Annotated in this window: 23 protein-coding genes and 1 pseudogene; 13 read left to right on the top strand and 11 right to left on the bottom strand. The window is 62.6% G+C overall.

What is annotated here, in order from left to right; genetic code table 11:
• The first annotated feature begins 33 nt into the window (after window positions 1-33).
• The 3 genes from K7G81_RS12465 (at window position 34) to K7G81_RS12455 (ending at window position 2,309) form a co-directional block, all read left to right on the top strand.
• The gene (locus K7G81_RS12465) at window positions 34-585 is read left to right on the top strand and encodes a fasciclin domain-containing protein (protein WP_439649551.1); all 552 of its coding nucleotides are present in this window, start codon (window positions 34-36) and stop codon (window positions 583-585) included.
• A gap of 890 nt (window positions 586-1,475) precedes the next feature.
• Window positions 1,476-1,757, top strand: a complete 282-nt coding sequence (locus K7G81_RS12460) for a hypothetical protein (RefSeq protein WP_223031137.1) — start codon at window positions 1,476-1,478, stop codon at window positions 1,755-1,757.
• Between the two features lie 3 nt (window positions 1,758-1,760).
• Complete coding sequence (locus tag K7G81_RS12455; protein ID WP_223031136.1) at window positions 1,761-2,309, top strand: helix-turn-helix transcriptional regulator; 549 nt, start codon at window positions 1,761-1,763, stop codon at window positions 2,307-2,309.
• 334 nt (window positions 2,310-2,643) lie between these two features.
• Here K7G81_RS12455 and K7G81_RS17815 read toward each other — a convergent pair whose 3' ends face one another.
• Both K7G81_RS17815 and K7G81_RS12445 read right to left on the bottom strand, forming a co-directional pair.
• A complete protein-coding gene (locus K7G81_RS17815) occupies window positions 2,644-2,988 on the bottom strand; it encodes a hypothetical protein (protein WP_369412112.1) in 345 nt (114 codons plus the stop codon).
• 100 nt (window positions 2,989-3,088) lie between these two features.
• Window positions 3,089-3,777, bottom strand: a pseudogene (locus K7G81_RS12445) (DNA ligase-like domain-containing protein); the annotation flags it as partial.
• A 213-nt stretch (window positions 3,778-3,990) separates the two neighbouring features.
• Here K7G81_RS12445 and K7G81_RS12435 point away from each other — a divergent pair.
• Genes K7G81_RS12435 through K7G81_RS12425 form a run of 3 tightly spaced genes read left to right on the top strand, consistent with a single transcriptional unit; the run spans window position 3,991 to window position 6,606 of the window.
• Window positions 3,991-5,367, top strand: coding sequence for an aminotransferase class III-fold pyridoxal phosphate-dependent enzyme (locus K7G81_RS12435; RefSeq protein WP_223031132.1), 1,377 nt, complete (start codon window positions 3,991-3,993; stop codon window positions 5,365-5,367).
• A complete protein-coding gene (locus tag K7G81_RS12430) occupies window positions 5,354-6,079 on the top strand; it encodes a haloacid dehalogenase type II (RefSeq protein WP_223031131.1) in 726 nt (241 codons plus the stop codon). The genes K7G81_RS12435 and K7G81_RS12430 overlap by 14 nt, the downstream gene beginning before the upstream one ends.
• A gap of 29 nt (window positions 6,080-6,108) precedes the next feature.
• Window positions 6,109-6,606, top strand: a complete 498-nt coding sequence (locus K7G81_RS12425) for an Lrp/AsnC family transcriptional regulator (protein WP_223031130.1) — start codon at window positions 6,109-6,111, stop codon at window positions 6,604-6,606.
• Between the two features lie 30 nt (window positions 6,607-6,636).
• Here K7G81_RS12425 and K7G81_RS12420 read toward each other — a convergent pair whose 3' ends face one another.
• From K7G81_RS12420 to K7G81_RS12410, 3 genes are all read right to left on the bottom strand, one after another.
• Window positions 6,637-7,710 carry a tartrate dehydrogenase gene (locus K7G81_RS12420; RefSeq protein ID WP_223031129.1) on the bottom strand — a complete coding sequence of 358 codons (1,074 nt, stop codon included), beginning with the start codon at window positions 7,708-7,710 and terminating at the stop codon, window positions 6,637-6,639.
• Window positions 7,711-7,712: 2 nt separating this feature from the next.
• Window positions 7,713-9,191 (bottom strand): NAD-dependent succinate-semialdehyde dehydrogenase, encoded by a 1,479-nt coding sequence (locus K7G81_RS12415; RefSeq protein ID WP_223031128.1) that lies wholly within the window; start codon window positions 9,189-9,191, stop codon window positions 7,713-7,715.
• A 141-nt stretch (window positions 9,192-9,332) separates the two neighbouring features.
• Window positions 9,333-11,753, bottom strand: a complete 2,421-nt coding sequence (locus K7G81_RS12410; RefSeq protein WP_223031127.1) for a TonB-dependent receptor plug domain-containing protein — start codon at window positions 11,751-11,753, stop codon at window positions 9,333-9,335.
• 841 nt (window positions 11,754-12,594) lie between these two features.
• Here K7G81_RS12410 and K7G81_RS12405 point away from each other — a divergent pair.
• From K7G81_RS12405 to K7G81_RS18035, 3 genes are all read left to right on the top strand, one after another.
• The gene (locus tag K7G81_RS12405; protein ID WP_223031126.1) at window positions 12,595-14,586 is read left to right on the top strand and encodes a flavin monoamine oxidase family protein; all 1,992 of its coding nucleotides are present in this window, start codon (window positions 12,595-12,597) and stop codon (window positions 14,584-14,586) included.
• 131 nt (window positions 14,587-14,717) lie between these two features.
• Window positions 14,718-15,248 (top strand): hypothetical protein, encoded by a 531-nt coding sequence (locus K7G81_RS12400; protein WP_223031125.1) that lies wholly within the window; start codon window positions 14,718-14,720, stop codon window positions 15,246-15,248.
• Entirely contained in the window at window positions 15,230-15,655 is a 426-nt protein-coding gene (locus tag K7G81_RS18035; RefSeq protein WP_369412103.1) for a c-type cytochrome, read from the top strand. Before K7G81_RS12400 ends, K7G81_RS18035 begins: the two co-directional genes overlap by 19 nt.
• Before the next feature lie 180 nt (window positions 15,656-15,835).
• Here K7G81_RS18035 and K7G81_RS12390 read toward each other — a convergent pair whose 3' ends face one another.
• Complete coding sequence (locus K7G81_RS12390) at window positions 15,836-16,531, bottom strand: TetR/AcrR family transcriptional regulator (protein ID WP_369412102.1); 696 nt, start codon at window positions 16,529-16,531, stop codon at window positions 15,836-15,838.
• Between the two features lie 79 nt (window positions 16,532-16,610).
• Here K7G81_RS12390 and K7G81_RS12385 point away from each other — a divergent pair, with 79 nt between their 5' ends.
• From K7G81_RS12385 to K7G81_RS12375, 4 genes are all read left to right on the top strand, one after another.
• A complete protein-coding gene (locus tag K7G81_RS12385) occupies window positions 16,611-17,741 on the top strand; it encodes an FAD-dependent oxidoreductase (protein ID WP_223031123.1) in 1,131 nt (376 codons plus the stop codon).
• A gap of 10 nt (window positions 17,742-17,751) precedes the next feature.
• Window positions 17,752-18,789, top strand: coding sequence for an FAD-dependent monooxygenase (locus K7G81_RS17810; protein ID WP_369412101.1), 1,038 nt, complete (start codon window positions 17,752-17,754; stop codon window positions 18,787-18,789).
• Entirely contained in the window at window positions 18,719-19,303 is a 585-nt protein-coding gene (locus K7G81_RS17960; protein WP_305038455.1) for an aromatic-ring hydroxylase C-terminal domain-containing protein, read from the top strand. Before K7G81_RS17810 ends, K7G81_RS17960 begins: the two co-directional genes overlap by 71 nt.
• 341 nt (window positions 19,304-19,644) lie before the next feature.
• Window positions 19,645-20,388 carry a DUF6065 family protein gene (locus K7G81_RS12375; protein WP_223031122.1) on the top strand — a complete coding sequence of 248 codons (744 nt, stop codon included), beginning with the start codon at window positions 19,645-19,647 and terminating at the stop codon, window positions 20,386-20,388.
• Here K7G81_RS12375 and K7G81_RS12370 read toward each other — a convergent pair whose 3' ends face one another.
• From K7G81_RS12370 to K7G81_RS12350, 5 genes are all read right to left on the bottom strand, one after another.
• Window positions 20,389-20,781, bottom strand: a complete 393-nt coding sequence (locus tag K7G81_RS12370; RefSeq protein ID WP_223031121.1) for a hypothetical protein — start codon at window positions 20,779-20,781, stop codon at window positions 20,389-20,391.
• A 270-nt stretch (window positions 20,782-21,051) separates the two neighbouring features.
• Entirely contained in the window at window positions 21,052-22,335 is a 1,284-nt protein-coding gene (locus K7G81_RS12365) for an MFS transporter (RefSeq protein WP_223031120.1), read from the bottom strand.
• Window positions 22,332-22,661, bottom strand: coding sequence for a hypothetical protein (locus K7G81_RS12360; RefSeq protein ID WP_223031119.1), 330 nt, complete (start codon window positions 22,659-22,661; stop codon window positions 22,332-22,334). Before K7G81_RS12360 ends, K7G81_RS12365 begins: the two co-directional genes overlap by 4 nt.
• A complete protein-coding gene (locus K7G81_RS12355; RefSeq protein ID WP_223031118.1) occupies window positions 22,648-23,226 on the bottom strand; it encodes a cysteine hydrolase family protein in 579 nt (192 codons plus the stop codon). The genes K7G81_RS12360 and K7G81_RS12355 overlap by 14 nt, the downstream gene beginning before the upstream one ends.
• Window positions 23,227-23,248: 22 nt before the next feature.
• Window positions 23,249-23,701, bottom strand: coding sequence for a MarR family winged helix-turn-helix transcriptional regulator (locus K7G81_RS12350; protein WP_223031117.1), 453 nt, complete (start codon window positions 23,699-23,701; stop codon window positions 23,249-23,251).
• Window positions 23,702-24,022: the final 321 nt, after the last annotated feature.

Genomic DNA, 24,022 nt, shown 5'->3' with positions numbered 1-24,022 from the left:
TACCGGGCACGTTTCAGGAGAATTCTCGTGAAGATCGCCATTCGCACTTCGTTGATCGCCGCCGCCCTCGCACTAGGCGGAACCGCGCCGTTGCTCGCGCAGCACAATCCGATGGTCGGTGGCGCCGCAATGTATCCGAGCAAGACGATCGTTCAGAACGCGATGAACTCGAAGGACCACACCACATTGGTTGCCGCGGTCAAGGCTGCGGGCCTGGTCGACACGCTGTCGAGAGCAGGGCCGCTCACGGTCTTCGCACCGACCAACGCGGCGTTCGCTAAGCTTCCCGCCGGCACCGTCGACACGCTGCTCAAACCCGAGAACAAAGCCAAGCTCAAGTCGGTGCTGACCTATCACGTCGTCCCCGGGTCGATCAGCGCGGCAGACATCGCCGCCAAGGCGGAGGCGCATGGCGGCACAGCGAGCTACAAGACGGTCGAAGGCGAGAAGCTGATGTTCAAGAAGGGGCCGAACGGCGGCTGGCTGATCATGGATGGCAAAGGCGACACCGGGCACATCACGATCGCCAATGTCCGGCAGTCGAACGGCATGATCCATGTCATCGATACCGTGATGATGCCCTGATCGGCGGCAGTGTCCTCCACACGACGAATTATGGCGCCGGCTCAGCCGTCGTCTGCCTGTCCGCCTTCCGACTCAGAGACTGGGAAAGTTGACGCTCGGCCGACCTCCTTCGGCGGCCGAGCCCTCTGCGACGCAAACGCAAACCCGGCGAAGCTGACTGATATGCGGCACGGTTCGGGTTAACGGCATGAGACCCGGGCGGCTGGGTCGCTTCGCCGCCCGGGGCATTAGGCGGTCCCTTACAGGACCAACCTCGTGCAAGAGCGCCGCACCTTCGGATGCGGCTAATTCAAATTGTCCTAGCCGCCGTCGAAACCAGTCCTGCCGACTGCACGTCGCGCGACGACTGCCTGGATACGGCAACGTCCCATGAACATTCCAAGTCGCTCAAACAACTGCCGATTCATTCAGACAGAGCCCCCCGGCAATCGCTGCCGATAACGGCGGTGGCACGCGTGCAGAGCCCGGTCAAGCAAGCCGCGGCTCTTCGGAACGCCGGTCCAATTACATGCAACGCTCGTTCTAGTTTCGACGCGGCTTCGGCTCGTCCGGAGACCCTCCAGGGGCGTCCCAAACAATATCCTTTGGCAATACCGGGATATCGTGCACCCTTTCCGCACTTGGCGGATGGAGCCCGGGGGCTCCGTGGCGCCGGAGCGATCTGAACTGCATCCTCGCGGGGAAAATATGTGAGACAGCCAAATCCCTCCGACCTCGAACTTAGCGGCGAAGCGCTCACGGTGCAGCGTTTCTCCACGTCACATCTGCCGCCGGATCAGCGATACGACGCATGGCTGGCGCGCGATTGGCCAAGGGCGCAATCGATCTTTCGTACCGAGCCGACCGAACCGTTCGACACCAGCTGGGCGTCGGCGCAGCTGGGACCGATCATGTTCGTCTATACCGAGATCACGGGTCAGCGCTGGGAGCGCCGGCTGCAAGATATCCGGACGTCGGATTTCGATCCGATAATCATCAACATGCTGGCCCAAGGCGAGCGACAGGGCGACATGGACGGCCGCTTGTTCCGTGAAAGTGCCGGCAGCTTTTCGATCCACGACCTTGGTCGCCCCTCGTTGCACGTGTCCAGCGCAAGCCGCACCTACAGCATGGTGCTGGCGCGGCCGCTCGCCCGCCAATGGCCGGGTGAACTGCGCGATTTGCATGGCTAGGTAGTGCCCCAGGAGCGCGCCGAAATCCTGATTGCCCATGCTACGCAGGTTTATCGATTGTTGCCGTGTCTGGACGTCGCATCCGCGGATCGGCTTGGGCGGAGTCTGCTGGAAGTCGCGGCCGTGACGCTCTCCGGGCTCGTTGCGTCGCCCGGACATGCCGTTCGGCCGGCAGCGGCGCTGCGCCGCCGTGCGGAAGAAGCGATCGAACGCCGGCTGGGCGCCGGCAATATCGGCATTGCCGACCTCTGCGTCGACATCGGCACATCGCGGGCACGACTGTTTGCCGCATTTCGCGCCGACGGCGGCGTCCAGCACTTCATCATGCGCGTGCGGCTTGAGCGCGCACGCGCCGCCCTCGCCGAGCCCGACCGGGCCGAGCCGATCGGCACTATCGCCGAGCGCCTGGGATTCAGCGACGCGTCGCACTTAAGCCGCACGTTCCGGCAACGCTACGGCATGACGCCCCGCGACTATCGGCACCTGCTCGTGACCGACCGCGACGCCGTCGCGGCGCAGGAAGCGGAAGAGATTGTGCCGAGCGCGACCTGAGGGCGTCCTTCGGCGGTCTCATCGCGCGCACGCTCGGGATGGTCCCTCTCGTCTTCAAGCACCATCCGCACCGCCCGGACACGGATCTCAGGTGAAGACTTGTCGGCCGTGTTAATTGTCATAGCCCCATACTCTCAGAAGTTGAGCCCCCCGACAGACCCGGCGAGGTTCAGAATCTGCTCGGCGGTTAACGCCAACGTAGCCGCCGTTTCCGGCATTTGAGCTGGCGCCTGAAACCGGTCATCCGTTCAGCGTAACAACGAGCCTCACGGACGACGTGTTCTGGCCGGCAAGTCGGCTTGGGAAACCAGACGGCGCCCAAGCTGGCTAGCATCTAAAGCCGCGGATCGACCGGTTCGCTCTCCATCGCCAGGACGCCGAACACGCATTGATGGACCCGCGTCAGCGGTGAATGCTCGACAAAGCGATGCAGAGCCTCCAGCCCCAGCGCGAACTCGCGCAGCGCCATCGACCGCTTCTGCCCCAAGCCGCGCTTCTTGAGGCGCGACAGGTTGCTAGGCTGGTCGTACTCGGGACCGTAGATGATCCGCAGATACTCGCGGCCGCGACATTTGATCGCCGGCTGGAGCAAGCCCTTCCGACCGCGTGCCACGAAGTCGAGCGGCTTGACGACCATGCCCTCGCCACCCGCCGCGGTGAGTTGTTCCCACCAGGCGATTGCGTCCGCGACTTGCGCCGCATCCTGTAGGTCGATCTTTGCGATGCTCGGTCGCGACGATCAGCGTCGGATCGACGGCGGCAAGGCGATGCGCGCTGCCCATGTGCCAGAGATGGTTCTTGTCGTCATGCACCGCGCCCTCGCTCGCCAGCAGGTGGAATGGAGCGATGCGCAGGTCGTCAATCCCTGTGAACGGCGCAACATAGCGGTTGTAGGCCGAGCGATACAGCAGCGCATCGTCCAAACGCGCGGTCGCATCGGCAAACGTTCCGACATCCACACCGCGCGCCCGGGCCGTTTCCAGGGCTGCGAATGCCGCTTCGAGCCCAGCGGTCGCCGCCGCGCCCACCGCGGCATACTGCTCACGGATCAATGCGCCGGCCTTCATGCTCCACGGCATGATTTCGGCATCCCAGAGCACCCAGTCGGTGTTGAGATCGCCCCACAATCCTGCACTCTCCATTGCCGTGTCTATGCGCTGAAGCGCAGCCGCTTCGATGTCGATATCGGCGAAGAAACGGTGCCCAGTGCGCGTGACAATCACGCCACGACCATCATTGGCTACGCCGAACCGCCGCGCCGCGACATCCTGGTTCCGCGCCAGCACGATCAGCGCGCGCGAGCCGATGTGCTTTTCCTCCACGACCAGGCTGGTCACGCCTTTCGAAGCGTAGAAGGCGATTGCTTCCTCGGGCCGTTCAAGCAACCATCCTGCGCGCTGGTTTCGGCCGGCGACATGGTCGGCGGCAAGTGGATCAGCCAGCGCGGATCCACGGCATGACGGCTCATCACCTCGAGCGCGGCGGCAGCGTTGTCCTCGCGCACGGTGACGATGCCGTACCGACGAGGGGGCACCCATCGCAGTAAGTTGAGGTTGACCGGTCAGCAGAATTTACTGAGATTGGGTCGTAATACGGAAGATGCGGCGGCAACTTCTGGCCAATTGGGGGCATGCCTGCGCGCTCTGCAGCTACACGGGCTACATTGCTGCAGGAGTTCCCCATGCTCATCAACTCGCTGATAGAAAAGGATCGTGCGCACTGGATCCATCCAGTTGCCTCGTGGACGGATCACGAAGAACGCGGTGCCACAGTCCTGAGATCCGGCAAGGGTGCTTATCTGACAGATGTCGAGGGCCATGACCTGCTCGACGGCTTCTCGGGACTATGGTGTGTCAATATCGGCTACGGCCAAGACAGCGTTGTTGCGGCCGCCGCAGATCAGATGGCGCGTTTGCCTTATGCGACTGGCTATTTCCACTTTGCCTCGGAACCGGCGATCGAATTGGCCGCCCGGCTTGCCGAACGCGCGCCCGGTGATCTCGATCATGTTTATTTCACGCTGGGCGGTTCCGACGCTGTCGACAGCGTCGTCCGGCTAATTCGATATCATTTCAACATCACGGGACATTCAACGAAGAAGCACATGATTGCTCTCGATCGTGGCTATCATGGGTCCAGCTCCACCGGTTCTGGTCTTACGGGCCTAGATGCCTTCCATACTGGCTTCGATGTTCCCACGCCGTTCCAGCACCATATTTCGTGCCCCTACCGTTATCGCAGCAGCGCAGCGGACGACGCCGAACTGATTGCCGCTTCGGTCGCCGAACTGACGGCGAAGGTTGCCGAGCTGGGTGCGGAGAATGTTGCTGCATTCTTCGCGGAGCCGGTGGTCGGTTCAGGTGGCGTGATCGTGCCTCCTTCGGGCTGGCTTTTGGCGATGCAGCAAGCCTGCCGAACACTCGACATCCTGTTCGTCGTCGACGAGGTCATCACCGGGTTCGGCCGCACCGGACCGCTGTTCGCATGCGAACACGAAGAGCTCACCCCCGATTTCATGACGGTCGCCAAAGGGCTTACTGCGGGCTACGCCCCGATGGGCGCGTTGTTCATGTCCGATAGAATCTACCGTGCGATCGCCGATAATACGCCCGCCGGCGTCGCGATCGGACATGGCATGACCTATTCGGGCCATCCGGTCAGCGCAGCGGTCGGCCTTGAGGTGCTGCGGCTCTATGAGGAGGGCGGCATGCTCGCCAACGGCCAGGCTACGGGCGCCTATCTCACCGATCGGCTCAAGACGCTCACCGACCACCCGCTGGTCGGGGAGGTGCGCGGGATGGGCATGCTCCACGGCGTCGAACTGGTCACGTCTAAAAAGAACAAGACGCGCCCCGCTCCGGAACTAGGGGTGCCGAAACGGCTCGCTGCGATCGGCTACAACAATGGATTGATCTTTAGGGCGTTCAACGACGGCATCGTGGGATTCGCGCCGCCGCTCTGCCTGACCAGGAGCGAGGCCGACCTGCTGGTTGAAAGGTTCAGGAAGAGTCTCGACGATCTTATGACGGTTAAGGAAATCCGCGATGCGATTGACTGATTTCAAGGCTCTCTCGTTCGATTGCTACGGTACTTTGATCGACTGGGAATCGGGCATGATCGAAGCGTTGAGCGGGCTGACCAGCCGGGTTGGCGGGCGCCTTTCGCGCGACGAGATACTTCAGGCGCACGCGCGCCACGAATCCGAACAGCAAGCGCAGGCACCGACCAAAGCGTACCGCGATCTGCTGCCGATCGTATACAAGCGGCTTGCGGAACAATGGGGCGTCGTCGTGGGAGTTGCCGAATGCGAGGAATATGGCCGATCGGTGCGTCATTGGCCGGCGTTCGTCGACAGCCCGGGTGCCCTTCAGTACCTCAAGAAATACTATAAGCTCATCATCCTTTCGAATGTCGACAACCGGACCTTCAGCTTCAGCAATGAGAAACTGCAGGTCGAGTTCGACGCAATTTACACGGCGGAGGATGTCGGGGCTTACAAGCCGGCGGACGCCAATTTCGAGTATATGAACGCGCACCTGTCCGATCTCGGACTGGAGCGAGGCGACGTCCTCCATACGGCGGAAAGTCTGTTCCACGATCATGTGCCAGCCAATCGGCACGGGCTGGCGAGTTGCTGGATCTATCGTCGGCACGCGCAACAGGGTTATGGTGCGACCATGACGCCCGGTGACATGCCCCGTTACGAGTTTCGCTTCGATTCGATGGCCGATCTTGTCAAAGCGCATCAAGATGAGCTGCGCAACGGCTGATCCTGTCACTCCAAATCGAAAGCCGCCAGATGATCAACGCGCCCAAGCTTGACCGGATCGACATCAATATCCTGGCGGAGCTACAGCGTAGCGGGCGCATTACCAACGCCGAGTTGGCGGATCGGGTCGGCCTTTCCGCCAGCCCGTGCCTTACTCGAGTCAAGCGACTGGAAGCGGCGGGATTCATCTCCGGATACAGCGCGATCATCAATCTCGCCAAGATCGGTTCAAGCCAGATCGTGTTTACATCGGTGACGCTAAGCGACCATCGTCGTGCCGATTTCCAGCGTTTCGAAACCCGGATCGCGCAGTATGACGAACTTCTCGAATGCCATCTCGTGAGCGGTGGCTTCGATTATCTGCTCAAGTTCGCGGTGCGGGGTATTGCTGAATACCAGCAGATGATGGAAGAAATACTTGAGAACAACATCGGCGTGACGAAATATTTTTCGTATATCGTCATCAAATCCGCCGTCGCGCGCGGCCAGCCTTCGGTGAAGCTCCACGCGCCGGTGCAGGAGCGCTGACCGCCCGCCGGCTCAATCGAGGCGGCCGCGTCACTCGATCCGCTCGGCGACCGCCCGGCCGCAGGCTTCGGTATTGGCTGGGCCATCAAGATCGCCCGTGCGCAGCGCCCGCTCCGCAAGGGTTCGCTCGATCGCCCGGATCACCGCGGCTGCGGCGTCGGATTCGCCAAGGTGATCGAGCATCATCGCGCCGCACCAGATTTGTCCCACCGGATTGGCGATGCCCCGGCCTGCGATATCGGGCGCTGAGCCGTGAACCGGCTCGAACAGCGACGGCACCGAACGATCGGGATTGATGTTGCCGCACGGCGCTATGCCGATCGTGCCCGTGCAGGCAGGCCCCAGATCGGACAGGATGTCGCCGAACAGATTCGACGCGACGACGACATCGAACCGATCCGGGTTCATCACGAATTGCGCGGCGAGGATGTCGATGTGATATTTGTCGGTATAGACATCGGGATAAGCGTCGGCCATCTCCGCCACGCGCGAATCCCACCACGGCATGGTGATGGCAATGCCGTTCGATTTCGTTGCGGAGGTAAGATGTCGGGCCGGGCGTGAACGGGCGAGATCGAAGGCGTATTTCAGGATGCGGTCGGTGCCGAAACGGGTCATCACCGTCTCCTGCACGACCAGTTCGCGTGCCGTGCCGGCAAAGGAAATTCCGCCCACCGCGCTATATTCGCCTTCGGTATTCTCGCGCACGACCATCATGTCGATATCGCCCGGCTTGCGGTCCGCCAAGGGGCTGGGGACGCCGGGCATCAGGCGCACTGGCCGCAGGTTGACGAACTGATCATATTCGCGCCGGAACTGAATGAGCGACCCCCACAGCGAAACATGATCGGGCACCGTGTCTGGCCAGCCGACCGCGCCAAAATAGATGGCGTCGACATCGCCGATGCGCGTCTTCCAGTCCTCCGGCATCATCACGCCGTGGCGCGTATAATAATCGCAGCAGGCGAAATCGTGCCATTGCTGCTCCAGCGTGAACCCATAGGCCTTAGACACGGCTTCGAGCGCGCGAATGCCCTCTGGCACGACTTCCTTGCCGATGCCGTCGCCGGGAATGACGGCGATCCGATACTGCCGTTCGGCCATCGTCAGGCGCCCTTTAGTCCAGCCCAGTGGAACGTCTTGGTTTCGAGGAATTCGTCAAGCCCCTCCGCCCCGCCTTCGCGGCCGAGTCCCGATTGCTTGACGCCGCCGAATGGCGCCACTTCCAGCGACAGCGACCCGGTGTTGAGTCCGACCATACCGAACTCAAGCGCTTCGCCGACCCGCCAGGCACGCCGCAGATCGTCGGTGTAGAAATAAGCGGCGAGGCCGAAGGGCGTGTCGTTGGCAATGCGGACCGCATCAGCCTCGTCATCGAAGCGAAGAATCGGCGCTACCGGCCCGAACGTCTCCTCTCTGCACAGACGCATGTCTTCGCTGATGCCGGTGAGCACGACTGGCGCGGCATAACCCTCGGGTGCCTGTGCCCGCGCCGAGACCGACGCGCCTTTTGCGAGCGCATCGGCGATGTGATCGGCGACCTTGGCGCGCGCCGCGGCATTGATCAGCGGCCCGACCGTCACATCTTTTCCCATGCCGTCGCCGACCTTGAGCGCTCGAACCCGCTCGCCCAGTTTCGCCACGAAGGCATCATGGATACCCGATTGTACGAGAATGCGGTTGGCGCAGACGCATGTCTGGCCTGCATTGCGGAATTTGCTCGCCATCGCCCCTTCGACAGCGAGATCGATATCGGCATCGTCGAACACGATGAAAGGCGCGTTGCCGCCTAGTTCCAGCCCAAGTTTCTTCACCGTGCCCGCGCACTGACGCATCAGCAGTGATCCGACCCTGGTCGAGCCGGTAAAGGTCAGCATCCGCACCGCAGGGTTCGACGTCAGCTCAGTGCCGATTTCCTGCGGCATCCCGGTAACGACGTTGAGCACCCCCGCCGGCACGCCGGCGCGATCGGCCAGCATGGCGAGCGTCAATGCGGTGAAAGGGGTCAGCTCAGACGGCTTGACGACCATCGCGCAACCGGCAGCCAGCGCCGGCGCGACCTTCCGGGTAATCATCGCCGCCGGGAAGTTCCAGGGCGTGATCGCCGCGCAAACCCCGACCGGTTCCTTGCGCACCAGAATACGCCGATCGGGCAAGGGCGACGGTATTTCATGGCCCGGCACGCGCAATGCTTCAGCAGCGAACCATTTGACGAAGCTGGCGGCATAAGCGATCTCGCCGGCCGATTCGGCGAACGGCTTGCCCTGCTCGGCGGTCATGATCCGGGCAAGATCGCCCTTCGCCTCGAGGATCAGACGGTGCCATTCCTCGAGGATGGCGCACCGCGCCGCAGCGGTCATCGCCCGCCATGCGCGCTGTGACTTCTCGGCCACGGCCACGGCGCGATACGTTTCGGCCGCGCCGCAGGCAGGCACGTGACCCACGATCGATCCGCTGGCGGGATCGTCCACCGCGATCGTTGCGCCGCCGTCGCTGTCGATCCATGCGCCGCCGACGAACGCTTGCTGGACGAACAGCGCCGGATCGCGCAGCGACCGGGCAATCCACTTCGCAGTTTCAGTCATGAACCGGACCTCCTCGACGACGAGGGTAGCTGGCGGCGACCGATGATATAGGCGCAATGTGCGGCAAAACCCGGCATATGTCGCCGAACCCGTCCGGCCGGGCGGCAGAAGCCGCCTGACCGGCGGGCAACACGCGTTCCGCTAGAAGTTGAAGGTGATCCGACCGTAATAATATCCGCCCTGCCACGGCACCGGGCCGTCGACATAGGTGCGACCGTTGGTATCGTCGATCCTGTTGACGTCGGGATAGTCGTCGAACAGGTCATTGGCGCCCACCGCCAGCACAAAGCGCTTTTTCACGGGAACCGAGAACTCGATATCGAACATGGGTTCGGTGCCGTAATGCTGGATCAGACCGCTCGACGCGGTCGTCTGGCGCGACCAGGGACCGTAAAGATTGGCGCGCACCATGACGGATACCGGCCCGACCTGCTGATTGATCGTCGCGTTGGCGCGCCACTTCGGATTGTTGTGCTCGAAATTGTAAATCGTCGTCGAATTGAAGCTGATCGTCGACGTCAGCACCTTGTCGACCTTGTAAGAATTGGTGTTGAACGCAGCCATCAGGCTGGTCGGGCCGATCGCCAGCCAGCGGGCGCGATAGGAGGCGACGACGTCCAGGCCCTTCGTGGTCGAATCGAGGGCGTTCTGGTAGAACTGGATGCGGTCGATCGAATCCGCGCCGACGATCCCGGCGTTTTCCATCGCCTGGCGAATGGCATCGGTGACGACGATCTGCGAGCTTGTGTAGAGCTGGTCCTCCAGTTTGATGCGATAGGCATCGATGGTCATCGTCAGGTTGCGGGCCGGCGTCAGCGTGATGCCGGCCGAGTAGTTTTTCGATTTTTCCGGCTTGAGCGGCTGCGCGCCGAGATACTGCGCCACGGCATTGGTCGCCGGGTAGAGGCCGACGTTGAGCTGCACGCCGCCCGAAGTCTGGATCGACGTCTGAGTCATGTGCAACTGACCGGCGGTGGGGGCGCGGAACCCCGTGCCGATCGAGCCGCGCACCCCGAGCCAGTCGGTAAGGTTATAGCGCGTGGCGACTTTCCACACCGCCTTGCTGCCGAACGACTGGTAGTTTTCAAACCGCGCCGCGAGATCGAGAAACCACCGCTTGGTGATATCGCTCGTCACCTCGCCGTAGATCGATTTGCTGTCGGTGGTCCAGCTTCCCGACACCTCTGGCGACAATCCTGTGATGCCATTAGAGCCGGGTTGCAGCACATTGTATACTGGATCGTCAGGGTTGGTGCAGTCGATACCCTGATCGGTCGGTGCACTGGCGGTTAAAGTGCGCGCCGAAAAGTCGCTTTGCGTGGTGCAGAAACTGAACGGATCGGCATAGGCCCATTTTCCGGCTTCGTAGGACGTCTCGTCACCCGGCTCGATCTTGAAGCCTTCGCGGCGATATTCGGACCCGAAGTTGACGACCAGCGGACCGTGCGTGAAGCTGGTTGGCAGCGTGTAGACGAAGTCCGCGTTGAACGACAGTTCGTCGGAAACATAGCTGCTGGCATTGAAGGCCGTCGGGGAATCCGGCCCCATCGAGGGGTTCTCGGTATCACGGATCGAATAGGCGATCTTGTCCCAGCCGTATCGCGCGCTGATGTCCGCGGCGAGCGTTTGACCACCCCCGAGGTCGACCTTGTCCTTCCACCCGCCGGTAGCGCTCCAGTCCGTGACGACCCCGGAGAAATAGGGCTCCATGCCCAGCGGCCATTTCTCCTTGAACCGGTAGATCGAACCGTCATCAAGGCGGATCGGATTGTCGAGCACCGCCTGCCCGGCGCCGGGCACGCGATAGGTCGCCGCGGCGGTGCCCTTCGACTTGGAGAAGTTGCCGAACGCATAAAGCGAGCCGCTGTCGCCAAGATCGAGTCCCGAGTTGACAAAGAAGCGTGCGGCCTTTTCCATCGGCTTGCCGCGCTTTTCCAGCGGCTTCGACAGATCCAGACCAGCAGTATCGACAGCCGCCGCGAAATCCGGGTCCGTTTGATACGCTTCAAAGGGATCCCAGGCGGAGGATGTAAAGGTTCGAGCGCGAATGGTGGGATCGTCGTGGTTGAGTTGAGCCGACAGATTGATGAAACCGTGATCGGTCAACTTCATGCCGATATTGCCGGCGACTTCGATGCTCGTGCCGTCGCCGGCATAATATTGTCCGCCTTGGACGAGCAGGCTGCCGCCGTGATCGGCATCCTTAAGCTCGTAATCGATGACGCCGGCGATCGCATCGGATCCGTATTGGGCCGCGGCGCCATCGCGCAACACGTTGATCGACTTCAACGCGATTGCCGGGATGACCGCCGAATCCGCAGCTTGAGACGCATAACCGCTCACACCGACGCTGGCCGACTTGTGGCGGCGGTGGCCGTTGACCAGCAACAGCGTCTCGTCGGCGGCAAGGCCGCGCAATTGCGGCGACCGGATGAACGTGTCGGACGTCGTATTGGCCGATCGAGCGACCGAATAGGACGGTATGAGCGTTTGCAGGATTTCCAGCGTATCGGTCTGCGAAATTTTCTTGATGGTGTCCTCACCGAAAACATCTACGGGCACCGCAGAATCCGTCACCGTTCGCGGACGGCCGCGCAGACCTGTAACGACGATATCCTGTGATGCGCCACCATCGCTGGAAGCCGGACTGGCAGCCGACTGACTGGCAGCATCCTGCGCTTGTGCCGGCAATGCGAAGGAAGTGGCCAAGGCAACAACGGAACTGACGGTAACTCCTGAGAATTTCGTGAACCTCGTCATCGTACAATCCCCCAAGAAATGTCGACCCGCCCTCTCCCATCGGAACCCTCTTGCCTGGGGATATCCGGTCGCCTATTGGGGCGTGCATCTTTCCGCCCCGCCGACGCTGCGATCGTAACTTTCGACCTGTGGGCTTTTGTTGCCGTTTTTTTGCAGCCGTCCGGCACATCCTGCCATTTGAAGTACTGATCGCATGGCAAATGTTGCGGCGCATCATGCATTGCCACCTCCGCGATCGCACGACGTCTCTTCTTTGTTTCTCTGCTTTCCTTCGGCAACAGCCGCCTCTTGAGGCACGGCGACCGATGCGGCTGGGATTTGGTTGGAGCGCGATGGATCGTGCGTGCTGCGCTGCATTATGACCGTTTACGGAAGATGCCGGAGCGGCAGGCAGGCCCGCGGCATATCGCCGTTTTCGGTAGAATGTTCTTTTCCTCGCGGTGATTTCGGCAGGCAACGGCGCCGAGCCGCTGTTAGCGTCGATGCCAGGGGAGAAAACGTCTGAGGGCGATGCCGACCGGGGCTTTGTCGCATCATCGACGCAGCGCGGCAGAAATGCCGAATTCAATGCCGAGTGCTGACCGAAGTGCCCGCGAAACTTATTAGTCCGGCCATCCGCCGGCTCAGCGAAAGGCTAATGCACATGAGGGGTGAGGACAAGGAACTGGGGATGAGCCGCCCGATCCAGCGTCGCGATTTTCTGCAGGGTGTAGCGGTCGCGACGGCCGGTAGCGCGTCGCTGATGGGGGTGTCGGCGATGGCTGTGCCAATCGGACAAAAGGCGGCGAATATCGGTGATCCGGTTTCGGCGAAAACCTATCCTCCCATGCGCACCGGCATGCGCGGTCAGCACCCCGGCTCCTACGAAGGAGCTCATGCGATGCGCGACGGCAAGGTATTCCCGACCGGCGAGGACACCGGCGAAACCTATGATCTCGTCGTCGTCGGCGGCGGCCTCAGCGGCCTTGCTGCGGCATGGTATTTTCGTCAGCGCTTCGGGAACGAGGCGAAGATTCTCGTCATCGACAATATGGACGATTTCGGCGGTCACGCGAAACGCAATGAATTCGAATATGGCGGCAAACAGCTGATCGCCAACGGCGGCTCCTCCTATCTCGTCGCGCCGCCGCAATGGACGCATGAATCGCTCGACCTGGTCCGCAAGCTCGGTATCCATAAGGGCGATCCGTCGGACCGCGTCGACGGGCAGCTCTATCGTTCGATGGGGCTGGAAGGCGCGACGCTGTTCCGCAAGGAACTCTATGGCGCCGACAAACTGGTGCGCGGCGGCACGCCGTTGACGTTCGATTCCGCCTGGTTGGCGCAGACGCCGTTTCCGTCACGGATCAAGGCGGACCTCGACCGCTTCGTCAACGGCAAGGAAGATTATCTGCCGGGTATGACGCCGGATCAGAAGGTCTCCGCGCTACGGTCGATGAGTTATCGCGATTACATGCTGAAAGCCGCTAGGGTGCATCCCGACGTCGTCTCCCTGATGGAAGGTATCTGGTGCCTCGGGGCGGACATGGGGTCTGCCTGGTTCGCCTTCTTTCGCATGCGTCCCGGCTTCAACGGGATCGGCCTCGAGCGGCCGGCTCTGTCTCCCGAGGGCGCTGAGCATCGCGCCGAAGACTATACGCTGCCTGCCGGCAACAGCGATCTGGCCCGGCTGATCGTGCGCGATCTCATCCCGGACGCGCTGCCGCCGGGCACTTTTGCTGAGATCGAAACGAAACGCACCGATTATTCGACGCTCGATCGGTCGGGCCAGAAGGTCCGTGTCCGCCTCAATTCGATCGTTACACAGGTCAAGCATCTCTCCGCGCACCGGCGCCTGTTCGATCCTGACAACAGCGAATGCGAAGTCACCTATCTCAACGACGGCAAGCTCAGCGCGGTCAAGGGCAAGAACGTCGTGATGGCATGTATGAACAACGTGGTGCCCTATATCCTGCCGGAATTGCCCGAAGAGCAGAAGGCGGCGCTGCACCAGGCGGTACGCGCCGTCAATCAGATGACCAACGTGCTGTTCCGCAACTGGGAGTCGTTCGCAAAGCTCAAACTCAGCAATGTCAGTTTCCCCAATACCTTCTACGGACGCATGGGCATCGCCCAGCAGCGTTATCTCGGCGAGATGGTGCCGCCGCGCGATCCATCCGAACCGATGGTGGTCGGGTTCAACACGGGGTCGAACTCGGGCATCCTCTCCAACGCGGCAATGGTATCGGAACTGTGCGGCGGCAATCCGCCGGAGCCCGGCACCTACGTGGACGATCAGTTCCGCATGGTACGCGCCGGGTTGATCGCGACGCCGTTCGAGACATTCGAACGCGCCGTGCGGACCCAGGCTGCAGCGGCGCTGGCGGGCAGCGACTTCGATCCGGCCCGTGACATTGTCGCCATCACCGTCAACCGTTGGGGCCATGGCTTCGCCACGGGACGCGACACCCTGTTCGAACCCGATCGCGACGAGAAGGTGTCGCCGATCGAGATCGCCAAGCAACCGTTCGGCAGGATCACAATCGCCAATTCCGATGCCGGCGGCGTCTCGACGGCGGGAACGGCGATAGACGAGGCTTTTCGCGCAGTCCGGCAATTGGAGCAGCGCCAACTCGGCTTTTACGAACGGATCTAAAGCGCTGTCGTCGGTTGCGGCGTGTCCGTCACCGACGACCAATCGGGTTTCGCCGGCAACGCCGCCACCGACAGCAAATGACGGAATCGTTCGGATCCGAGCCATCGCCACAACACCCTGGAGCAAAGGATATGAAGTTCGAGAAGCTGAACGTGTCAGCCCGATCGTGCATTCTGGCGGCGCTCGCCATCACATCCACCAGTATACGGGCAGCCGAATCGCCCGGCCACGGCGTTCCGCTTCACGACGCGCGTGAAATGGCGCCATCGGGATTGATCGGCTTCTGGAAGGCCGATCTTGCGGCGTCGACCTATCCCGGCGCCAAACCGGTCGTGGCGTTGCGCAGCTTTGCTTATGATGCGGACGGCAGGGTTCTCGTGTCCTTTGCCTCCCGATCAACCGACGGCGCGATCACGTCAGGACACTGGGCGGCACAGGTCGACGGTACGCCTGGCGTCGAATACCATTCGGGCACCGGCTCGACCGCATTTAACGTCGTATCGTGGAAAGTTATCGGTGATGGCCGGCTGGCGCTGACCGTTTCGCGCGGCGGCAAAGTCAATATCCAGGCAGTCTACCAGCTATCTGATGACAAACAGGTACTGACATACAGTTATGGCAAGACGATCATCGTCTACCGTCGATGGAACCTGGAGGATTGATTGTGGAAGACCGGAAATCAGCGTTGAGCGCGTTTATGCTCTTCTGTACCGCACTGACCGCCGGCATTGGTGTGATTTCGGCGTCCCGATCGAGCGCGGGGCCAAAACTCGTCGATACCGGCCGATCAGCCTTCACCGCCTGCGCCGGCTGCCATGCGGTCACGCCGGGCCACGGCTCATACGGCCCGAACCTGTTCGGCGTCGTCGGTCGACAGGCCGGAACGGCGGCTGGCTCCCATCCATCCCCCGCACTGAAGCAGTCTGGCCGGATATGGACGCCTGTCAACCTTGATGCTTTTCTTGCCGCCCCAGCCAAGTTCATTCCAGGTAATCGGATGCCATTCCCAGGAGTTAGCGACCCTAAAAGGCGAAAGGCAATAATCGCATATCTTCAGTCGCTCAAATGAGATCCCGGCGTTTTGCATGCCCGTAGGCCCGTCGCGAAGGGGTGGTTTATCTCTTGATGGGAGAGCTCAACGAGATAGCTGACGTTGATTGCCGTGGCTCGAGACGCCAACATTCCGGTCGTTTAATGATGCGGCTGCCTATCCCGATAGCTGCCATCCATTCATGTTGTCCGCTTGGGACTAATCGTCTGGGGGGGGCGTCGTATCCCGGAGCGGCTCGATGCCGGCGAGGAGGAGGTCGATGCCGGCGAGGAACTGCTCCCGGTCATCATGGCCGGGCAGCTGAATAGCAATCAACCGCACGAAGGGGTAGTTCGCTGGATCAAGCTGTGCCCATCGTGCTGCAATCTCGCCCAGTGCTGTCGCTCGGTCGATGCCGCCCTCGCACATCCCCGCGCCGAGCGCATATTGTCCCGCGAGGCCGAGGATAAAGCTCATGATTGCGGTCGCGACATTGAACTGCGCGTCGGCGGGAACGCCTAGCGCCTGGACCCGACCGCCAACGGCCTCGAGGATTCGCAGCACCGCGTGCTGCCATGGATCGCGCGACAGCTGCCCCCCGACCCATGGGTGAGTGTCGATGGCATCGAACACCCCGAGCGCGAACTCTCGGATCGCCTGTCGCGGCTCCTTCGCGACGATCTCGTCGACCGCGATCCCGGCAATGATGTGGTCTGTCGCGGCTGCAAGCAGCGCCTGCTTGTCTGCGATGTGCCAGTAGATCGCGCCGCTGCCGGTCGCGAGCCGGGCCGCCAACGCGCGAAATGTCAGCGCGGCCTCGCCCTGACCGTCGAGAATCTCGATGGCGGCGGCGATGATTGCCTCTTTCGACAGCGCGCTGGTCCGTCGCTCGGGTGTTGGGGTCTTTAACGTCACGACTGCTCCTTGACAGTTCTGGAACGATGTTCCAATAGCGATTGATGGAACGACGTTCCAGTCCAATAGAGAGTCAACCATGACCAACGTGACTATCGTCGGGGCGGGCCTGGGAGGGCTCTTGCTCGCCCGAGTTCTGCACCTCCATGGCATCGCCGCCACCATCTACGAAGCCGACGCGTCCGAACAGGCTCGGTCCCAAGGCGGCCAGCTAGACATCCATACGCATGACGGGCAGGTGGCGCTCGCGGCCGCGGGCCTTACCGATGCGTTCCGCGCCATCATCCACGAGGGCGGTGAGGCGACACGTGTGCTCGATCGCCACGGCACGGTGGTCTTCGAGCAGGCTGACGATGGCACCGGCGGACGCCCCGAGGTTCTCCGTGGAGATCTCCGAAGGATTCTCATCGAATCGCTGCCCGCGGATACGATCAGGTGGGGCAAACGGCTGAGTGATGTCACGTCCTTTGGCAACGGCCGACACGCCTTGTCCTTCGCCGATGGTACGACAGTCACCAGCGACCTCCTCGTCGGTGCCGACGGCGCCTGGTCGACGGTAAGGCCCCTGCTATCGGTGGCCAGACCGGACTATGTCGGAACGTCGTTCGTCGAGACATATCTGCATGATGCGGACGTCAGGCACCCGGCGGCAGCCGAGGCTGTCGGCGGCGGCGCGTTGATGGCGCTGGCGCCCGGGCAAGGTATCTTGGCGCACCGAGAGGCTAGTGGTGTGCTTCACGCTTATGTAGCGCTAAACCGACCTGCTGCATGGTTCGCCGACATCGACTTCACCGATCCCGCCGCGGCGAAGAGCCGCATCGTCACAGAGTTCGCCGGCTGGGCACCGGCGCTCACCGCGCTGATCACCGATAGCGAGACGCCGCCCGTACTACGCATGCTCCACACGCTGCCCGCAGGACATCGTTGGGAACGGGTGCCCGGCGTGACGCTGCTCGGCGACGCCGCGCATCTCGCGCCGCCCGCGGGCGAGGGCGCGAATCTCGCATTGTTCGATGGCATGCAGCTCGCGGTCGCGCTCTCCCAGCACCCCGGTGATGTCGAGGCTGCGCTCGCTGCCTACGAGAAGGACATGTTCCCACGTGGCGCGGCCGCCGCCGTGGACGGGCACGAAGTGCTCCGCTTTCTGTTTGCCGAGAATGCGCCGTTCGCGGCTGTCGACTTCTTCACCAACGCTCTTGCCAGGGCTTGAGGGTCCGCCTGTGACATATGACGTCCTGATCGCAGGCGCCGGACCGGTCGGTTTGTTCCTCGCATGCGAGTTGCGGCTGGCAGGCCTGACCGTCTTGATACTCGAAAGCTCAAACGACCCGCACTCGCCGATGAAGCGGTTGCCGTTCGGCATGCGCGGTCTCAATGCGCCGACCATCGAGGCATTTTACCGGCGCGGCATGCTGGACAGCATCAGGATGCCCGAGCAATCCAGGGACAGCTCGGGCAAGAGCATCGCGAACCGTGCGCACTGGCAGCAGCAGCAGCGACGACCGGCCGGCCATTTCGCCGGCATCCAGTTCTTTCAGGACAGGATCGATGACGATAGCTGGCCCTATCGTCTGCCCGGACCCGCCGGCACCAGCATGGCGGTCACCATGGCGCGTCTCGAAAGCGTTCTGGCCGCCCGCGCCCTGGCGATGGGCGTCGAGATCCGGCGCGGATGCGGTGTAGCGGCGCTTGAGCAGGCAGACGACGGTGTGACCGTTCAGGCGGGCGACCACGCGTTGCATGGCCGCTGGCTCGTTGGATGCGACGGCGGCCGCAGCACGGTGCGGAAGGCCGCAGGTTTCGGGTTCGCCGGCACCGAACCCGAGTTTACCGGCTATTCGATCGAGGTCGAGCTGGCTGGCACCGACAGTCTTCTGCCGGGTCGGCATTACACGCCGACCGGCATGTATACGTTCACGCCGCCTGGCACGATCGCTATGGTCGACTTCGACGGCGGTGCCTTTCATCGGACGGAGCCGATTACGCGCGAGCATATCGAGACCGTGCTGCGCCGCGTTTCCGGTACCGGGATTTCCGTTGCCACAGTTCATGCCGCCGCGACCTGGACGGATCGCGCCTTTCAGGCAACTACCTATCGCAGGGGAAGGGTCCTGCTCGCAGGCGACGCCGCGCACATCCATTCCCCCCCTCGGCGGGCAGGGCCTCAACCTCGGCCTTGGCGACGCGATGAACCTGGGCTGGAAGCTCGCCGCGACCATCCGGGGCGAAGCTCCGGACGGCCTGCTCGACAGCTATGAGAGCGAACGGCGGCCGATCGGGGCGCAGGTGCTCGATTGGTCGCGGGCGCAGGTCGCGATCATGCGGCCAAGCGCAAGTTCGCGTGCGCTCGAAGCGATCATTCGCGATCTGATCGAAACGCGCGACGGCGCGACTTATTTCGCCGAGCGGGTGTGGGGTGTGTCGCTCCGCTACGACTTGGGTGATGCCCACCCGTTGGTCGGACGCAGCGCTCCCGACTTTGAGTTGGCGGACGGCAGGAGACTGGCCGAACTCATGGTCGACGGGAAGGGCGTGCTACTCGACTTCGATGTTCACGGTCTACTTTGCCCGCTGGCAGGTCGGCGGGGTGATCGGATGACCTATGTTGCCAGCGACACGAACGATCGGCTGGGTTTGAGCGCGGTGTTGATACGCCCCGACGGCGTGGTCGCCTGGGCAAGCGAGGGAGCCTGTGAACCCAAATTGGCTGCTCAGGCCGCAGCACGATGGTTTGGTCGGCCACATGATGAGCCCCAATGGCCAAGCGATTGAACTCAATGGGCTGAAGACGCCAACATTGCCGACATTCAACGGTCGAAGCTGGCCCCTTGATAGCGGTCCTCCGTTCATGCCGCACTCAAGCACCGAATCATCCGGCAAATTTCGGTGCGGTCCACCCCACGTGTCGAAGGTCTTTTTCGGGGCCGATCCACATCTGACATCCATTGAGCGAGTGGTGAGGTCGCGCTCGCTCGGATCAAGACCTGGATGCGGCCTCACAAGAGCACGCATAACGATCACCAGCCACTTTGTTCATCCGAGCTTATTTCGGCGATCGCTAGACAGGCCAGCAGCACGGACAGTGCTGTGCCGTCTCGTGATGGAGGTCGAAAGTGCCCAAGGTTGTTTTCCGCTGCCACGGTGCTCGTAACGAGCCGCACCCGATCCGCATCACCGTTCCCGGCTGGGCTGGCGACAAGCAGCCGCGCGTCGATGGCAATCATGAACAGGCGTGGCACTGTCTGCCGTTCTCCGAGAGCGCCCGCTACGGCATCGAACTGCTCTACCCGTTCGACGTCGAGCTAAGGGTGACGAACGACGGGCGACAGGTCCGGCTTGATGCCGATTGGGGTGCTCCCCCGCTGCCCGATATGATGTGGCCGCCGTTTCGCGCGTTCGGCGAGGACTATTATTCGTATCAGCTATCACTCGATCTCGCGGTGCCGCCGGGCTGGGCGATCCGCAGCGAGCCGCATCCCCGCTATTTCACCGATCCCACCAATACGACGCCGCTGGCGGTACCGGCGCTCATCCGCAGCGATTGGTGGCCGATGACCTATTTCTGCATCTTCAAGGCGCCGCCGCCCGGCGCGACCCATATCTTTCGCAAGGACGAACCCTTCATCAGCTTCATCATTATCCCCGCCGATCCCGACCTTCAGCTCGAGCCGATGGATCCCGAGTTCGCGGCGCAGCGCGAGATGCGGGCGCGGCGGCTGGCGTTGAGCCGGGATGCATTGGCCGAGGGAACGCGGTGGACGTCGTCGACCAATACCGTCTTCGACGGGACCTATCGCAATATGGCCCGAGCGGCACGCGCCCGGGCCAAGGCCATCAAGGACAACGATGATTCCTGATCATCTCCAGCCGCCGTCATAGCTATGATGGTGGTGATGATGGTGGTGATGATGGTGGTGATGGTGGTGATGGTGATAGACGGGCCGCGGCACCCATCCCCAGCCGTCCCAATAATAACCACGCGACTCATAATAGCGGCGATCGTAGCGCTGATGGTGGTGGTGGTGGTGATCGCGATATCGATCATCGCGATACCGCCAATCCTGGACCGTCTGAACCTGCGCCGCGTCGTCGGCTTCAAGACGCTGCTGCGCGCCGGCGACCGGCTCGAACAGATCGGCATAGCTCGCTGCTCGCGGAATCGGATCGGCCATTGCCGGCGTCGAAAAGGCAATCCCGGCGACCAGTGTCGCGGCTGCCGCTCCCGTCATCAAGGTCGCTTTACGCTTCATCACTACTCTCCTTCGCGGTCGGGCGCGGCGATCGAGACGATCGTCATGCCTGATGATAGGATGAGAGTAGGATCACGCGGATGCGCGGATAATGAACCTGGCATGCAGGCGGTGTTCATCGACGATTCCGGTAAGGCGGAAGCCGCCGACATTTCGGTCGTTCCCGTGCCGCTTTTCGTATTCCGATAGCTGCCCTCTGTTCATTTGACCGCGTAATGAAAAATTCGCCCCCATTCTGGTGGCTTTCGGGCCAACTGCTCGTCCCAAAGGCTATCGATCATTCGTGCGGCTGGTCGATCCTTCTGTTGCGCAACGCCGAATCGCGGCGATCTGCTGAGTTCCATGGGATCGGCGTATCATCGCGTAAGCCGCAACCGACGCCGCGGCGAAGCCCGACATGGCACCGACGCCAAGCGCCCAGCGTGGCCCGAGATGGTCCGCGACCGCCCCGACGATCGGGGCACCGATCGGCGTTCCGCCAAGCGCGATGCCGATGCGGAGCGCCATCACGCGGCCGCGCATTGCCGGCTCGGTCGAAAGCTGCATCAGACTGTTCGTGGTATTGGTGAAGCTCAGCGCCGCGACGCCGACCACCGCCAGCGCGGCAGCGAAGGTCCAGTAGAGCGGCGCGATCGCCGCCAGCGTGCAGCCGATGCCAAACAGCGTCGCCGCGCCGAGCAACGTTTCGAAGCGCGGCCGCTCGCGCCCGGCGCTGATCAGCGCGCCCGATACCGTGCCGACTGCCATCGCCGAGGACAACAGGCCAAAGCCGCCGGCGTCGGTATGGAATACGCCGACCGCCATGGTCGAGATGAAGATCGGGAAGTTGAGCCCGAAGGTGCCGATCAGGAACAGCATGATCAGCGTCGCGCGGAGATCGCGGCGGCGCCAAGCATAGCGGAAGCCCTCGGTGAAGCTGCCGCGGGTGCGTACGGCGCGCTCGCGCGGATGGAGTTCGATGACCCGGAGAAGCCCCAGCGAGATCAGCACCGCGATAAAGGAGGTGCCATTGATGACGAACGCCCAGCCGGTGCCGACCGACGCGATGACGATGCCGGCGACCGCAGGACCTATCATCCGCGCGCTGTTGAATGAGGTGGAGTTGAGCGCGACGGCGTTCGAAAGGTCTTCGTCACCGACGAGTTCGGCGACGAAGACCTGGCGCACCGGCGCGTCGAACGCCGCGGCGCTGCCCGACAGGAACGCAAAGACATAGACATGCCACAAGCGCACCAGGCCGGTGACGGTGAGGAGCCCCAGCGCCAGCGCGAGCACCCCCATCGCCGCCTGCGTGGCGATCAGCAGCTTGCGCTGGTTGAGATGATCCGCGGCGAAACCGGTCCACGGCAGCAGCAGGAACTGCGGGGCGAACTGCAAGGCCATCACCAGGCCGACCGCCGACGCGCTGTGGTGGGTCAGTTGCGTCAGCACCAGCCAGTCCTGTCCGGTGCGCTGTACCCAGGTGCCGATGTTGGAGAAGAACGCGCCGGCGATCCAGATGCGATAGTTGTGGCTTCTCAGCGACCGGAAGGTTCGCCGCCACCTGGCGGTCATGGCCGCGTCGTCAGGTCGCCGCCATGGAAGCGCCCGAAATGGCGGGCGGAAAACAGGCAGATCAACAGCATGCCGAGGCCAAGCGCGACGATATCGCTGATGGCGCGAAGATCGAACGCGCCGACATGGCAGATCAACAGATAGGCGATCACGAGATTACCGAAGCCCCACAGCACGTTCACCGTTGCCGAGGAGAGTCCTCCACCCGGGGGATCGGCGAAGGGGGTCTGGAAGGGACGCCCGGTCAGGCCGCTGACCAGATGCGGCACGGCGTTGATCAGAACGGCGCCGCCGACAAACCAGGCGACCAGATCAAGCCAGGGCATCGCAGCGAGTTCTTTCAAGCAAGGCGATTACCTCCTCGGTCGTGCCGGTCTCTCCCAATCGCGGGAAGACATGGCGGATGCTGTAATCCTGTGCCTCGGCGCGCGTATCGGTCATCGCGTCGAGCGCCAGCGTGACGTTGTAGCCAGCTTCATAAGCCTGGCGTGCGGTCGCCTCGACGCCTGTCGCGGTGGCAACGCCGGTGACGACGACCTGCGTCACATCGAGCGCCTTCAGTCGATGATCGAGATCGGTGCCGGCAAAAGCGCCCCAGCTGCGCTTGGTCACCAGTAGGTCGTCCGCCTGCTGGTCGAGTTCGGGGATGATTTCGGCGAAATCGTCGGGCAAGGTGCCGGGCATACGGCTCCGCGTCTCCGTGCGTCCCGGCGCACCGCCCACGACATTGACGAGAACCACCGGCAGGTGATGGCCGCGAAACGCCTTGGCGAGCGCCCCATTGCGGCTGATTACGCCGTCGATTGGGTCAACCGTGGGGAACCCAACGATCCCCTTCTGGAGATCGACGATGATCAGCGCCACGTTGGGATCGATCGTTGTAAGCGGCATGGCTGTCCTCCTTAGAATAATGTCAATCGTCGACGAGGCGACCGAGCAGTCCAAGCGCGGCGGCAAGTTGCTCCTGTTCAGCCGGTGAGAAGCGGGCTTCGATGGTGCGGCACAGCCAATCCTGACGGGCGGCGCGACCTTGCTCGATCCATGTCCTGCAGGTATCGGTCAGCGACAGGATAATCCGCCGGCCATCGTGGGGATCGGGCCTGCCGGCAATCAGCCCGGCGTTCTCCAGTGCGGCGATCACCGCGCCCATCGACTGCGGACGCATTCCCTCCGCTCGTGCGAGGCTGGAGGTCGTGGCGGGGCCCTCCTTCTCAAGCCTCAGCAGCACCGCGATTTGCGATAGCGACATGTCGCCGGCACCGGACTGCTCCCGCAGGCGGCGCTTCAGTTTGCCGGCGAGGCTGCGCAGGTCGCGGGCAAGCCCATCGACAAGCAAGGATCGTGAATCTTCGGCGGGCCGCTCCATACACGCTTGATAGCGATAAAAAGGAAAACTGTAAAGCTAGACTTCATATTTCTGTGCTGCTGGACCTGCGCCATGGGTGCGATGGCGTTCGGCGGCGACGAGCAGTCCGGAACCGCCGACATAGCCGACGTTCCCGGGCTTCCATGAACTTGTCGAAAGCCGCCCTACATTCATCGCAATGTCGGTGCCCGGATTGACTGGGACTGGGACTGGGCCGTTTGCCGTTTGTCCAGTTCTAGGTGCGAGAACGGGGGAAGCCGCCTTTCGTTTGAACCAACGCTCCTATCAGGGGGCCGCCGACAAAGTAGTCGCTCAAGTAGA

It is taken from the genome of Hephaestia mangrovi (assembly GCF_019880555.1).
Classification (GTDB): domain Bacteria; phylum Pseudomonadota; class Alphaproteobacteria; order Sphingomonadales; family Sphingomonadaceae; genus Sphingomonas; species Sphingomonas mangrovi.
This window is presented reverse-complemented; position numbering and strand designations above follow the sequence as displayed.

What these genes read in the sequence shown, in the direction of transcription:
- K7G81_RS17960 (WP_305038455.1), top strand. Translation starts at nt 18,719, where the DNA reads ATGAACCTGGGCTGGAAGCTCGCCGCGACCATCCGGGGCGAAGCTCCG.
- K7G81_RS12400 (WP_223031125.1), top strand. Translation starts at nt 14,718, where the DNA reads ATGAAGTTCGAGAAGCTGAACGTGTCAGCCCGATCGTGCATTCTGGCG.
- K7G81_RS12460 (WP_223031137.1), top strand. Translation starts at nt 1,476, where the DNA reads ATGTTCGTCTATACCGAGATCACGGGTCAGCGCTGGGAGCGCCGGCTG.
- K7G81_RS12415 (WP_223031128.1), bottom strand. Translation starts at nt 9,191, where the DNA reads ATGACTGAAACTGCGAAGTGGATTGCCCGGTCGCTGCGCGATCCGGCG.
- K7G81_RS18035 (WP_369412103.1), top strand. Translation starts at nt 15,230, where the DNA reads ATGGAACCTGGAGGATTGATTGTGGAAGACCGGAAATCAGCGTTGAGC.
- K7G81_RS12360 (WP_223031119.1), bottom strand. Translation starts at nt 22,661, where the DNA reads ATGCCCTGGCTTGATCTGGTCGCCTGGTTTGTCGGCGGCGCCGTTCTG.
- K7G81_RS12355 (WP_223031118.1), bottom strand. Translation starts at nt 23,226, where the DNA reads ATGCCGCTTACAACGATCGATCCCAACGTGGCGCTGATCATCGTCGAT.
- K7G81_RS12365 (WP_223031120.1), bottom strand. Translation starts at nt 22,335, where the DNA reads ATGACCGCCAGGTGGCGGCGAACCTTCCGGTCGCTGAGAAGCCACAAC.
- K7G81_RS12370 (WP_223031121.1), bottom strand. Translation starts at nt 20,781, where the DNA reads ATGAAGCGTAAAGCGACCTTGATGACGGGAGCGGCAGCCGCGACACTG.
- K7G81_RS12430 (WP_223031131.1), top strand. Translation starts at nt 5,354, where the DNA reads ATGCGATTGACTGATTTCAAGGCTCTCTCGTTCGATTGCTACGGTACT.
- K7G81_RS12420 (WP_223031129.1), bottom strand. Translation starts at nt 7,710, where the DNA reads ATGGCCGAACGGCAGTATCGGATCGCCGTCATTCCCGGCGACGGCATC.
- K7G81_RS12385 (WP_223031123.1), top strand. Translation starts at nt 16,611, where the DNA reads ATGACCAACGTGACTATCGTCGGGGCGGGCCTGGGAGGGCTCTTGCTC.
- K7G81_RS12405 (WP_223031126.1), top strand. Translation starts at nt 12,595, where the DNA reads ATGAGGGGTGAGGACAAGGAACTGGGGATGAGCCGCCCGATCCAGCGT.
- K7G81_RS12350 (WP_223031117.1), bottom strand. Translation starts at nt 23,701, where the DNA reads ATGGAGCGGCCCGCCGAAGATTCACGATCCTTGCTTGTCGATGGGCTT.
- K7G81_RS12435 (WP_223031132.1), top strand. Translation starts at nt 3,991, where the DNA reads ATGCTCATCAACTCGCTGATAGAAAAGGATCGTGCGCACTGGATCCAT.
- K7G81_RS12425 (WP_223031130.1), top strand. Translation starts at nt 6,109, where the DNA reads ATGATCAACGCGCCCAAGCTTGACCGGATCGACATCAATATCCTGGCG.